At 52.3% G+C, this 11646-nt stretch carries 13 protein-coding genes; 7 read left to right on the forward strand and 6 right to left on the reverse strand.

Going from position 1 to position 11646, the window contains the following annotated elements:
* Nucleotide 1 precedes the first annotated feature (1 nt).
* Genes GC090_RS21740 through GC090_RS21750 form a run of 3 tightly spaced genes read left to right on the forward strand, consistent with a single transcriptional unit; the run spans nucleotide 2 to nucleotide 2316 of the window.
* Nucleotides 2-1159 (forward strand): sialidase family protein, encoded by a 1158-nt coding sequence (locus GC090_RS21740; protein WP_039339480.1) that lies wholly within the window; start codon nucleotides 2-4, stop codon nucleotides 1157-1159.
* A gap of 4 nt (nucleotides 1160-1163) precedes the next feature.
* A complete protein-coding gene (locus GC090_RS21745; RefSeq protein ID WP_054634022.1) occupies nucleotides 1164-1634 on the forward strand; it encodes a NanQ anomerase/TabA/YiaL family protein in 471 nt (156 codons plus the stop codon).
* A 1-nt stretch (nucleotide 1635) separates the two neighbouring features.
* Nucleotides 1636-2316 (forward strand): SDR family NAD(P)-dependent oxidoreductase, encoded by a 681-nt coding sequence (locus GC090_RS21750; RefSeq protein WP_006121971.1) that lies wholly within the window; start codon nucleotides 1636-1638, stop codon nucleotides 2314-2316.
* A gap of 130 nt (nucleotides 2317-2446) precedes the next feature.
* Here GC090_RS21750 and GC090_RS21755 read toward each other — a convergent pair whose 3' ends face one another.
* Nucleotides 2447-2848: a cupin domain-containing protein gene (locus GC090_RS21755; RefSeq protein ID WP_006121972.1), complete on the reverse strand. Its 402-nt coding sequence runs from the start codon at nucleotides 2846-2848 to the stop codon at nucleotides 2447-2449.
* Between the two features lie 239 nt (nucleotides 2849-3087).
* On the opposite strand from GC090_RS21755, the gene GC090_RS21760 reads away from it, so the two are divergent.
* Nucleotides 3088-3885, forward strand: a complete 798-nt coding sequence (locus GC090_RS21760; protein ID WP_324021776.1) for a MetQ/NlpA family ABC transporter substrate-binding protein — start codon at nucleotides 3088-3090, stop codon at nucleotides 3883-3885.
* 58 nt (nucleotides 3886-3943) lie between these two features.
* Here the strand turns inward: GC090_RS21760 and GC090_RS21765 are convergent, their stop codons facing one another.
* Nucleotides 3944-4651 (reverse strand): phage antirepressor KilAC domain-containing protein, encoded by a 708-nt coding sequence (locus GC090_RS21765; RefSeq protein WP_006121973.1) that lies wholly within the window; start codon nucleotides 4649-4651, stop codon nucleotides 3944-3946.
* A gap of 431 nt (nucleotides 4652-5082) precedes the next feature.
* Between GC090_RS21765 and GC090_RS21770 the strand changes: the two genes are divergently transcribed.
* Together GC090_RS21770 and GC090_RS21775 are read left to right on the forward strand one after the other, a co-directional pair.
* Nucleotides 5083-5517 (forward strand): 6,7-dimethyl-8-ribityllumazine synthase, encoded by a 435-nt coding sequence (locus GC090_RS21770; protein WP_006121974.1) that lies wholly within the window; start codon nucleotides 5083-5085, stop codon nucleotides 5515-5517.
* Nucleotides 5518-5603: 86 nt separating this feature from the next.
* Entirely contained in the window at nucleotides 5604-6077 is a 474-nt protein-coding gene (locus tag GC090_RS21775) for a nuclear transport factor 2 family protein (RefSeq protein ID WP_033742417.1), read from the forward strand.
* Between the two features lie 215 nt (nucleotides 6078-6292).
* Here the strand turns inward: GC090_RS21775 and GC090_RS21780 are convergent, their stop codons facing one another.
* From GC090_RS21780 to budA, 4 genes are all read right to left on the reverse strand, one after another.
* A complete protein-coding gene (locus tag GC090_RS21780) occupies nucleotides 6293-6709 on the reverse strand; it encodes a hypothetical protein (RefSeq protein ID WP_006121976.1) in 417 nt (138 codons plus the stop codon).
* 178 nt (nucleotides 6710-6887) lie between these two features.
* Nucleotides 6888-7661: a (S)-acetoin forming diacetyl reductase gene (locus GC090_RS21785; RefSeq protein WP_033742618.1), complete on the reverse strand. Its 774-nt coding sequence runs from the start codon at nucleotides 7659-7661 to the stop codon at nucleotides 6888-6890.
* Nucleotides 7662-7686: 25 nt separating this feature from the next.
* Nucleotides 7687-9366: an acetolactate synthase AlsS gene (alsS, locus tag GC090_RS21790; protein ID WP_033742415.1), complete on the reverse strand. Its 1680-nt coding sequence runs from the start codon at nucleotides 9364-9366 to the stop codon at nucleotides 7687-7689.
* A 15-nt stretch (nucleotides 9367-9381) separates the two neighbouring features.
* A complete protein-coding gene (gene budA, locus GC090_RS21795) occupies nucleotides 9382-10164 on the reverse strand; it encodes an acetolactate decarboxylase (RefSeq protein WP_033742414.1) in 783 nt (260 codons plus the stop codon).
* 104 nt (nucleotides 10165-10268) lie between these two features.
* Here budA and GC090_RS21800 point away from each other — a divergent pair, with 104 nt between their 5' ends.
* The gene (locus GC090_RS21800; RefSeq protein ID WP_033742412.1) at nucleotides 10269-11150 is read left to right on the forward strand and encodes a LysR family transcriptional regulator; all 882 of its coding nucleotides are present in this window, start codon (nucleotides 10269-10271) and stop codon (nucleotides 11148-11150) included.
* Nucleotides 11151-11646: the final 496 nt, after the last annotated feature.

The following is an 11646-nucleotide window of genomic DNA, read 5'->3' on the forward strand; positions in this document are numbered from 1 at the left end:
AATGACTGTAACCGTAACGCGCGATGGCATCCTGACGCCATGGGAAAAAGATGACCGCGTACTGACCGCAATGCTGCCTTCGTCATGCCCACAGAACCACGCCGCCAATATTTTACCGCTGCACGATGGTTCCCTGCTCTGCGTCTGGTTTGGCGGCACACAGGAAGGCATAGCCGATATCTCTGTCTGGTGCTCGCGCTTACCTGCAGGCAGCCATATCTGGAGTGAGGCGATAAAACTGTCCGACGATCCAACCCGTTCTGAGCAGAATCCCGTTCTGTTCCTCGCGCCCGACAACGTGCTGTGGCTGTTGTGGACCGCACAGCTGTCCGGTAATCAGGATACGGCGATTGTCCGCTACCGCCAGTCTGGCGATCTGGGTAAAACCTGGGGGCCCATTGACACGTTACTGGATAAACCGGGCACCTTTATTCGTCAGCCCATCACCGTGCTGGAAAACGGCAACTGGTTACTCCCGGTGTTTTACTGCCGCACACAGCCGGGTGAAAAGTGGGTGGGTAACGACGATATCAGTGCGGTGAAGATTTCATCCGACCAGGGTAAAAGCTGGCGGGATGTGGTTGTGCCGGAAAGCCTGGGGTGCGTGCATATGAATATCACTGCCCTGCAGGATGGTTCGCTGGTTGCCCTTTACCGCAGCCGTTGGGCAGACAATATCTATCTCAGCCGATCCACCGATGGTGGTGAGAGCTGGACAGCGCCTGAAGCCACGGTGTTACCTAACAACAATTCGTCAATTCAGGTGACGACGCTGCAAAGTGGCGAACTGGCGCTGGTGTTTAATAGCATGAGTGCAGCCGGGGCAACGGAACGTCGCGCGTCACTCTATGATGAGATCGATGACGGTGACGGCAGAAAGGAGCCAGAAGCAACCGGACGAAGCGCTTTCTGGGGGGCGCCACGCGCCCCAATGACTGTCGCAATTTCCGCCGATGGCGGCAAAACCTGGCCGTGGCAGAAAAACCTGGATGAAGGTGACGGTTACTGTATGACAAACAATTCTCAGGAAAAACTGAACCGTGAGTTTTCCTACCCGAGCATTAAACAGGATGCACAGGGTACCTTACATATCGCGTATACCTATTTCCGCCAGGCGATTAAATATGCGCGCGTCACACCCGACTGGGTGAAGGAGTAAGCAGATGATTATCGGCAATCTGAACGCCCTGCCGCTGGCAGGGTTACCCGAATCCTTACTGGCTCTGCTCCGGTTACCCGACTGTTCTCTTGAAGCACTGGCCGCAAGGGATATCGGTAGATGGCAGCCGGAAAATGCAGCGTGGTTTTGCACGATCCAACAGGCCACCACCCAGGACGCCACGCTGCGTCATACGGAATACCACCATCTTTGGACTGACATTCAGGTGATGCTGGAGGGTGAAGAGGTCATTTATGCTGGCACCCAGTCCATTGCCAGGGCCGGAGATGAAGAGCGCAAACCCGATTTGTATATCGCGCAGCCAGAACCATTACCGGTTAGCATCACTTTGCGTAAGGGAGACTTTGCGGTCTTTTTGCCCGGTGAACCCCATCAGGCCCTGTGTGCCGCAGGCGCGCCAGTAGCCGTTCGTAAAGCCGTCTTTAAGGTACCGAAATCGATGTCAGGAGGTTGAGATGCGTCACGCTATCGTTACAGGCTACAGTTCTGGCATCGGCAAAGCGATTACTCAGGATTTATTGCAAAAGGGCTGGAAAGTTACGGGGCTGAGCCGGACGCAGGGCGAGGCAGCCTTACCCAACCTCAACGGCATCGCCGTTGATCTCACTGATGCCGATCAACTCAGGTCGGCAATCAGCGGGCTTGAAACGCCGGATGCGCTGATTCACGCCGCAGGAATGATCGTCGCCGCCCCGCTGGGCGAACTGGACGGAGCGGCCAGCAAACGCTTGTGGTCGTTGCACGTTCACGCAGCCGAAGTGCTGATCAATCACTTTGCGCCAACGCTTAAGCCAGGCAGCAGGATCGTCGTTATCGGCAGTCGTACCTCGCGCGGTGCCGCCAATCGCTCGCAGTATGCGGCAACCAAAGCGGCGCTGGTTGGCATGGTCCGCTCATGGGGAATGGAACTGGCTCCTCGGCAGATTACGGTGAATGTTGTCGCTCCCGGCGCAACCGAAACGCCGATGCTGACCAAACCTGAACGGGCCTCATCCGCCCCCATCCTGCCGCCAATGGGACGCCTGATTCAGCCAGAAGAAGTGGCTTCACTGGTGAGTTATTTACTCAGTGAACGCGCTGCTCCCATCACAGGTCAGGAGCTGGTGATATGTGGAGGCGCTTCACTTAAAGCCTAATTCGCCGCGTGGTTAAACCCGCGTTTACCGGCTGGTTTAACCACGGCTGTCGCGCTTATTCCGGCGAAATGACGTGAGCCCTTCCCCTTTTTTATTCACATTACGTCACGGGCTTTGCCCGCATAGCGATCTAAAACTCTTCCGGCTCGCCGGGTAGCGGTTCGGTCAGTTCCTGCCCTTTCACACCCGCGTACGTGATAATCAGCTCAGCAGGACTTTCCAGCGTAAAACCACGATGCGCACTGTTGATGGTTTCATTCAACGCTTCACCAGCCTGAAAAGTTTGCTGCTCACCCGTTTCTTTATCCTCCACCACTAACGTCCCTGAAAGGACAAATGCTGCATTGGGCATCGGATGAGTATGCCAGGGCAAGGCGGTTTGCGCCGGAAGGGTTAAGCGTATGACTGTCAGTTCGGGTTGGCCCTGCGGATAAGCGTCAATATGTTGGCCATTCCATGCCTGGCAACTTTTGAGCAGCGTTACCGCCTTAATTTCTGATGCTGATGCGTTATCGCTGTTTTCACCTGACATCGTTTCTCCTGTTAATGACGCCCCGGGCCGGGCTGAGTGACTTGTTTAAAAATAGCTGATAATTCGCCAGCACACTTAATATCAGCAATTGAAAGGCGGCGGAGACAGCGATAACAGCGCTGATGTTTTTTTATCCCAATCAGAGCATGATGGTTATATCTTATAGCGACGCGTAAGTACGCAATACCGTGAATTTGTATTAGGCTTTCGGCATCAAATACTGACGGGAATCCCTACACATGAAAGGTTTATTGACGGCGCTAATCGCCAGTTCCGTATTATTATTGTCCGCCTGCTCGCCTGATAACGATCATAAAGTGAAAGTGGCTATTAATACGGGTCCTGATGAAGCTATCTGGAAAGAAGTACAGAAAGTAGCCAAAGATAAGTATCAGCTGGATGTTGAAGTGCTGAACTTCAATGATTATGTTTTGCCCAATGAAGCACTGAATAATAAAGAAGTGGATGCGAACGCCTTTCAAAGCCTGCCTTACCTTGAAGAGCAGTCAAAGGAGCGCGGCTATAAATTTGCCGTTGTGGGCAAAACGTTTGTTTTCCCTATCGCTGCCTATTCGCACAAAATTAAAAATATCAATGAGCTGAAGGATGGCGATACCATTACGATATCAAATGAAGCCACCACGCTTGGACGCAGCCTGCTGCTATTACAGGCTCAGGGGCTGATTAAGCTAAAAGACGGTGTAGGTTATTTACCAACATCGCTGGATATTACCGATAATCCCAAACATCTGAAGCTGGTCGAAGTGGATACACCACAGCTTACCCGCACGCTGGACGACCCAAACGTCACCCTTTCCATTATTAATACCAACTTCTCTGCGCAGGCGGGGTTATCTGCTCATCGCGATGGTTTGTTTATGGAAAGCGCCTCTTCGCCGTACGTTAACGCCCTGGTTTCACGTCAGGACAATAAAGACAGCGATAAGATTCAAAAGCTGAAAGCTGCATTTCAGTCTCCTGAGGTCGCAGCAAAAGCAGAAGACGTTTATAAAGGCGATGCCATTAAAGGTTGGTAAATCCGCTAGCCTGGGGCAAGCCGCGCAGCAGGCGGCCTGTTCCAGGCATAACGTGCCGTCAGGCGGCAGCGCCTTTGGTTTGTGCGGACAAATGCCCGGCCCATAAGCTGGCAATCCACCGGACCCCTTTCGTGGTAAACCGCGCCTGGGAGAAAGTATGCTGATTTTCTGCCGTTCCTGCGTGCAGGGTAAAGTAACCCGCCTGCAGATGGTAATGCTGTGGTGTCAGTGCGCCCTTTTCACGGTACATGATATTGCGGTCGAGCAGAAACTGACGAAAATCCGTTTCTTTCACTTTCAGCATTTTACACAGCTGACGAAAACCGAGCGCGGTGTCCACATTCACGAAATCGTCGAAAAAGGCGGCTTTTGGCGCAGATTCGGCCAGTTGCTTTTCTGCAGCACGGCGCTGTTCAAACTGCTCCGCCCAGGCGCGGGCCGCCTCGGCGGGATTCGTGAAATCAGGGAGATGAACGCGTTCTTCACGCGCCTGCCAGCGATCAAGCGCTTCCGCGGTAAAGCCAGGCGAAAGCCGGGCCACCGCCAGAAGGGAATCGCGTTTATTCAGGTGATATTCCTGGCGCATTTCGCCCTGGTGTTCATAGAGATTGACCAAAAGTGGCTGGGACAGGCGCTGTGCCGTTTCAAGGCTTTTGATTAACCGTTTAACTTCACCATGTGTATTTCCGGTCATTTGAGCAATTTCCCGGCTACTCATTGTGATGGCATGATCCGTTGCGTTGAAAGTTTCTGTCGACATCATCATGGGCTTTACCCCCTAATCATTCCAGACAACACCCAGCGGGCAGTGGAATAATTATACAATTACCTGTTTAAATATCCAGTATTATTTTTAAGCAACATCATAAATGGAATGCGTTACACAATCGAACAGCGATCGCGATACCGGAGGCACGCAAAGCATGGCCCTGTGCTTTTCACCTTGCCAGGGAACCCGGGGCACACGCGGAAGACCGCAAAAGCGAGTGAAAGGTAAGCGCACGGGGTTTACATCGGTTTATACTGTCCGCTATTCATCACTGAATTCAGCCGGATACTGCTGTCCGGCAGCGGGATCGATGTCTTTATGATGTGTGACTGGCAATGGTACGCATCAGAGAATTTATAGTCATTCGGGAAGATGAGCGCGTCTGCCGATCTCTCAGGAACCGGATGTCACGTTGACTGGAGTAAGTTATGCAACCGTTAAGAGTCGCCTTTATCAAGGCAAACTGGCACAGCGAGATTGTTTCTCAAACCCTGGCTGGATTTCAGCAGGAAATGGACAACAGCAGCACGCCCTGTGAAATCAAAACCTGGGATGTGCCTGGCGCCTTCGAAATGCCGTTACTGGCACAACGCCTGGCACAAACTGGTAAGTTCGATGCAATCGTCTGTGCGGCTCTGGTCGTGGATGGTGGCATTTACCGCCACGATTTTGTCGCTCAGGCCGTCGTGAACGGACTCATGCAGGCACAACTGGCGACCAACGTGCCCGTGTTTTCCGTCTCACTGACACCACATAATTTTCAGCCTGCCGATGAATTCATTCGCTTCTACACCGAGCATTTTGTGAAAAAAGGCAAAGAAGCGGCACGCGCAGTCCGTCAAATTCACGCCATTTCACTGTAAACGCACGTGGTTTTGTCTGTTTAACAGTCTGTTTATCACAGCCAGGCGGCGCGCTTATCCAGAGTGCCGCTATTTCAGGAGACAGTATGGAAGCCCCACGCCAGCCTTTACCACCGTTTACCGATGTACAACAGGCCATAACGAAAGTGCGTCTGGCCGAAGATGCCTGGAACAGCCGCGACCCCGAACGCGTTTCACTGGCTTACTCGCCTGACAGCGTCTGGCGAAATCGCGATATCTTCCTGAGCGGACGTAGCGAAATCGTGGCGTTTTTGCGCGAGAAATGGCAGCGAGAAGCCGAGTATCGGCTGATAAAAGAGCTGTGGAGTTTTCACTCAAACCGCATTGCGGTTCGGTTTGCCTATGAATGGCATGACAGCGCGGCAAACTGGTTTCGTTCTTATGGCAATGAAAACTGGGAATTTGACGAGAATGGCTTCATGGTCAGGCGCCACGCCAGCATAAACGATGTGGCGATTGCCGAGAGTCAGCGTTTGTTTCACTGGCCTCAGGGCCGCCGACCGGACGACCATCCTTCACTCAGTGATCTGGGCCTGTAGGCAATTTCCGTGAAACATGTCTGAGATCCACCTGACGCACCTTCTCGCGTCGGGTGAGACAGAAAAGAACAGCACCATATTGTCTGAACCGTTCACCTTCAGGCCGTAAACAGCAGTCCTGACTTTTCCACTACCTGGGCATTTTAGTTCCGGCAAGGCTGTTCACGCCGACAATTCAGGTCAGTCACATCGGACTGACCCTCCCGCCTGATGCCTTAACCTTGTTCCTGCGCAGCGTCGTTTGATTTAGGCTGCTCAACAAAGGTCGCTTTATTGCGCGTCACCGTGTAGGCCACTTTTTTCACGTCGTTAGGTGACGTTGTCACCTCAAGGGGATCAATGGTTACGCGTCCCAGACCAAATAAGGTACGGACGTAACCGCCGACTTCATGTTTACCCGCCGGGACATGCAGGACTTTACTTTCGCCATTCGGCAATTCACCAGCATCTTTACCATCCACGGTCAGGTAAATATGGGAACCGTCGTCAGCACGCGTAATCACATGAGAGACATCAATCTGCGTTTGTCCTTCGGCAAAGGCGTCAGCAGGATTGGCGGCAGGCTGCTTTTTGGCGCAGCCTGACAAGGCAGTGGCGACCGCGAGTGCGGCAAACAGATAACGATAACGCATTGTGGCTGTGTGACTCCCTGACAAATGAGCACGTTATTTTAGCGATTTCAGAGCATGATGGAAGCCCGCAGGCGCTCGGCATGCTCTGAATTTTGTCAGTAAGCAATGCGAAGGGTAACGAGAAACGGCCTGGCTGAACAGAGGTCGCCTGGCACAAGCGTGCCAGGCCTGATCGCGATCAGCTAAAGACCATTCCGCCATCAACCAGGATAGACTGGCCGGTAATATAATCCGAGTCCGGTCCTGCGAGGAAGGCTACACAGGCGGCCACATCGTCGGGCTCGGATAAACGGCCCAGTGTGATTCTTTTGGCGAAGGCCTCGGTACCATAACCTGCAGGCTGACCTGCGGCTTCGGAAATTTGCCGATCAATTTCTGCCCACATGGGGGTTTTGACAATGCCCGGACAAAAACCGTTTACGGTAATGCCCGCCGGGGCGAGATCCCGGGCTGCCGTTTGGGTCAGACCGCGCACGGCAAACTTACTCGAACTGTATATCGCCAGTTCAGGATTTCCGACGTGGCCAGCCTGGGAGCAGGCATTAATGATCTTTCCGCCGTGCCCCTCCGCTGCAAAGGCTTCAACCGCGGCCTGCATACCCCAAATCACGCCTTTCACGTTGACGTTGTAGACTTTATCAATGATGTCTTCCGTAATGTCCTGAACAGGCGTGGACGGCGCAATCCCGGCATTATTGACAATGACATTAAAGTCGCCCAGCACTTCACGTGCCTGCTCAACCGCGTGAAAAACCTGATCACGCTTTGATACATCAACCTTGATGGCTAATGCACTGCCCTGCGCTTTTTTAATTTTTTCCGCGACCTGAGAAGCGGTATCAAAATTAAAATCCGCTACCGCAACGGCAAAGCCATCTTTCGCCAGGCGTAACGCAATGGCCTCACCAATGCCCTGGCCCGCACCTGTTACCAGCGCCACTCGATTTTTCATCATCATGTCCTCCGTTCCTTCGTGATTAAAGAAGCTGACTCAGATGGAGTTGTCCCATCAAAAGGGGGTTATCCGCATAATCCACCGGTACAGCCACAACCGCCGGCCCCTGCACATCCATTGCTTTACGCAGTGTCGGCTCAAGTTCAGCTGCGCTGGTCACCGCAAACCCCGCGGCGCCAAACGCCTCGGCATAGGCTTTAAAATCAATGGGCCCAAAATTGACACCGGACACACGTTGATATTTTTTCTCTTCCTGCATCGCCACCATGTTGTAGGCATTGTCGACCCAGATAATGTGCAGGATATTGGCGTTGAGCCTGACCGCCGTTTCCAGCTCCATACTGGACTGGAGAAAACCGCCATCCCCTGATACCGACACCACTTTACGTGATGGATCGACAAGCCAGGCACCGATAGCCCAGGGCAGCGCAACGCCCATGGTTTGTTGTCCGTTAGAAATCATGATTTGACGCGCACGGAAGCTGTAGAGGTAGCGGGCAATCCAGATATGAAAACTGCCCATGTCCACGGTAAGACTGACGTCACTGTTGATGATGTCCTGCATCGCCCGGACAATACGCAGGGGATGAAGTGCAAACTGATTCAGACTGGCCCCCTGAAGCGCCAGTAACTGTCGCTGTTGTTGGCGATCGTCCAGTATGCTGGCAGCCTGCTGACTAAGTTGTAAGGGTGAGGTTATCCGTGTCGCCAGCTTGCCCACCGTTGCCGCGATATTCCCCACTAACTCAGCATCAGGTAAATAGCGGTTGTCGGTTTCCGCCGGGACGACATCAATATGAATTAACGTCGCATTACCGGTATTCCACATCGCCGGTTCGTACTCAACCGGGCTGTAGCCAATCGTGATAATCAGATCCGCCTGCTGGAGTAGTTTGTCACCGGCCTGGTTATTGAAAAGACCCACGCGGCCAGCAAAACGGGAAAAGTGCTCCTGACGTATCGCGCCTGCTGCCTGATAGGTGCTGGTAACAGGGATATGGCTGCGGTTTAACAGATCGTGAATGGCCTCGCTGTTCTCAGGCTGGCTTGCCATCAGGCCAAGCAGAATCACCGGATTTTTTGCTTTGGCTATTTCACGACTGACCGCATCAATCATGACGTCGGGTGCCGCCCCCAGGGTGATACCGCCTTTGCTGGCCAGGACTTTGCCCGTCACCGGCTGGTCGACAATATCCTGTGGCAGGCTGACAAACGCACCGCCTCCGCGACCATGCTCCGCATGGCGAAAGGCATTTGACACGCATTCAGCCAGGGCGGAGGGATCGGTCACCTCCACCGCATATTTTGTAACCGGGCGGAACATAGAGACGGTATCCAGGCTTTGGTGGACCTGCTTGGCGCTGTCAGAGCGTTTGACGGCGCCCCCCAGCGCCACAACCGGATCGCCTTCGCTGGTCGCGGTCGCCATACCGGTCACCAGATTGGAGCAACCAGGACCGGAGGTGACCAGCGCCACCCCTGCTTTTCCGGTCAGTCTGCCCACCGCAGCGGCCATAAACGCAGCATTGGCTTCATGCCGCACGGGAATGGTCTGAACAGACGAATCCAGCAATGAATCAAAGACTTTATCGATTTTTGCACCCGGAATACCAAACACATGGCTGACGCCCTGTGCTTCCAGTTGCGCGACAACCAGGTCGGCGCCGCAGGTCCAGAGGGTTGTATCTGAGAGGGTTTTCATATTCAGGCCTCGTTATTAGCTTTCGACAGAACGGATAGCGTCATCCAGGTTTTCAGGCGTCAAATTGGCGTGCAGGAAATCACTGTTTTCCGGCAGGTCGATGACCAGCTTGCTGATGGCGCCAAAGGTCAGCGTGCCCTCTTCAAGCACGTAGTCGAGAATGTGACCGCCTCCGGTTCTGTCGTCGGTGATAAAATGTTCGTGGTACCCGGCGACGTTAATGCCCTGCATGTACTGTGGCGTACGGAACCCGATAAGCTCACCGCTGCGATGAGAAAATTCAAAGATGGGCTGATTGCCGAGCACTTCTGGCATCGAGCGGTATGGGCGGCACTGACACGGGACGGTACGGGTTTGTACCGATGAAAAGTGGCCGCTGACACGTAAGGCACAGAACTGATTGTCCGAGGTGATTTCACTGTCAATTAACTGGTGCAGCTCATGACGTGGAACAGCACGTTCGAAAGTGTGTTTATGCTGAGGCTGGAAGAAGGTCATAACCGCAAAGGGCGTTTTCTGCTCAGGATGGGCAGGACGGGCGCTGCCATCCGCCCGTAACTGATAAACATTGCTGTCGAATGCAATCAATTCTCCGTCGAGCTGGTTGAACGTGCCCAGGCCAAAGTCGCCTTTACGCAGTAAATCTGCAATTCGGGTTTCGCCTTCGTAAACACCGCTCAGAAGTGCACTCATCAAAGAGGTTTGATACATAACACTTTCTGGCATATTTTTTTGCAGTTTGTTCACCGTATCTTTAAGTTGATCCTCGCAGGAACAATCAGTTACAAAATTGCTCATTGGATGCCTCATGGGTTAACTGTTAAGCCGTGTTAACATTATGGTGGTCCCGTTTGCCGACAGAATCCAATAGCAAAACCTGTTAACTTTGAGACGTTTTTAATATGGAACTGCGCCATCTACGTTATTTTGTTGCGGTCGCACAGACTCAACACTTCACCCGAGCGGCTGAACTACTGGGCATTTCGCAGCCGCCGCTGAGTCAACAAATTCAGCGCCTGGAGCATGAAATTGGTACCCCGCTGTTGAAGCGGCTGACACGTGGTGTGGAACTGACAGAGGCTGGAAAGACTTTTCTGACAGACGCGATTGAAATTGTTCAGTTGGCCGATTATGCCCTGGAGAAAGCCAGAGGCGTTGCCCGTGGGATGAGCGGAAAAATGTCATTAGGTTTTGCGAGTTCGGTGGCGTTTAATCCTCGTGTATTCGAAATCATTCGGCACTTTAAAGCCCGCTATCCTGCACTGGAATTAATGACCCGCGAAGAAAACATGTCTTTACTGATACAGGATCTTCAGGAAGGACTACTGGACGCGGCGTTTATTCGTTTACCCTGTGAAAGCAGTCGGTCATTTAATTTGCGGGTTATTTCGACCGAGCGGATGGTGTTGGCACTGCCTGCCGACCATCATCTAAAACATAAAACGGCCATTGCGCTAAGTGAGTTGGCAGACGAAACGTTGATTATTTTTCCACGTGAAGTTTCGCCCAGTTTGTATGAACTCATTGTCAGTGCCTGCTTACGGGCAGGTTTTTCATCTTCCTCTTTCCAGCAGGCCCCGCAAATCAGCTCTTCGCTGGGGATGGTCGGCGCGGGCTGCGGGATTGCGCTGATCCCTGAATCCATGATTTGCGTACAGAATCCCCACATTTGCTTTCGTGACATTGCAGAGAATACGCTCTTTACGGATGTCGCTTTTGCCTGGCGGCGTAATAATGCGTCCAAGGCCGTGAACCATTTATTAGCACTCATTCCTGCGCGTTAAACACTCAGCGATCACTCCTTTCGGTGGCAGAAACGAAGCGGGAAAAATAAAAGATGCAGTATGAAAAGGGGAAATAAGCGCTGCGAATATATCCCCCTGATGCGTCATTGGGGCTATTTCATGTTGCGTTTGTGTTTTCACATAAATGAAATTTTCATTCGCATTAGCTGAATTAATGCACCACATTGGTGCAAAAAAGTCAATGCCATTTCTAACATTTAATTAACTTTTTGAACCTTCTCAAAGAACTGATAAATGGCTGATTTTTTAGTTTATGCATCTTTTATGCATTTCTTATGCAACCAGTGCGGGGATTTTACCCGGTTTATCTGCACTATTATTCACTCTTATTCAGCGTTAATCGAAATAGCATAGCGATAATGCGTGCCGGGCCGACATCATATTTTTTCTGGCAGTGATAAATTATACATGCGCTGAAAAGCGTGTTGTTTCCACGGCTCAACACAATAAATAACGTCGATAAGAAAGGTTTTGT

The sequence above is a fragment of the Pantoea sp. JZ29 genome (assembly GCF_035190385.1).
GTDB lineage: Bacteria > Pseudomonadota > Gammaproteobacteria > Enterobacterales > Enterobacteriaceae > Pantoea > Pantoea stewartii.

Coding starts and splice junctions, on each gene's coding strand:
- GC090_RS21775 (WP_033742417.1), top strand. CDS start 5,604: ATGGAAGCCCCACGCCAGCCTTTACCACCGTTTACCGATGTACAACAG.
- budA (WP_033742414.1), bottom strand. CDS start 10,164: ATGAGCAATTTTGTAACTGATTGTTCCTGCGAGGATCAACTTAAAGAT.
- GC090_RS21750 (WP_006121971.1), top strand. CDS start 1,636: ATGCGTCACGCTATCGTTACAGGCTACAGTTCTGGCATCGGCAAAGCG.
- GC090_RS21760 (WP_324021776.1), top strand. CDS start 3,088: ATGAAAGGTTTATTGACGGCGCTAATCGCCAGTTCCGTATTATTATTG.
- alsS (WP_033742415.1), bottom strand. CDS start 9,366: ATGAAAACCCTCTCAGATACAACCCTCTGGACCTGCGGCGCCGACCTG.
- GC090_RS21785 (WP_033742618.1), bottom strand. CDS start 7,661: ATGAAAAATCGAGTGGCGCTGGTAACAGGTGCGGGCCAGGGCATTGGT.
- GC090_RS21780 (WP_006121976.1), bottom strand. CDS start 6,709: ATGCGTTATCGTTATCTGTTTGCCGCACTCGCGGTCGCCACTGCCTTG.
- GC090_RS21740 (WP_039339480.1), top strand. CDS start 2: ATGACTGTAACCGTAACGCGCGATGGCATCCTGACGCCATGGGAAAAA.
- GC090_RS21800 (WP_033742412.1), top strand. CDS start 10,269: ATGGAACTGCGCCATCTACGTTATTTTGTTGCGGTCGCACAGACTCAA.
- GC090_RS21755 (WP_006121972.1), bottom strand. CDS start 2,848: ATGTCAGGTGAAAACAGCGATAACGCATCAGCATCAGAAATTAAGGCG.
- GC090_RS21745 (WP_054634022.1), top strand. CDS start 1,164: ATGATTATCGGCAATCTGAACGCCCTGCCGCTGGCAGGGTTACCCGAA.
- GC090_RS21765 (WP_006121973.1), bottom strand. CDS start 4,651: ATGATGATGTCGACAGAAACTTTCAACGCAACGGATCATGCCATCACA.
- GC090_RS21770 (WP_006121974.1), top strand. CDS start 5,083: ATGCAACCGTTAAGAGTCGCCTTTATCAAGGCAAACTGGCACAGCGAG.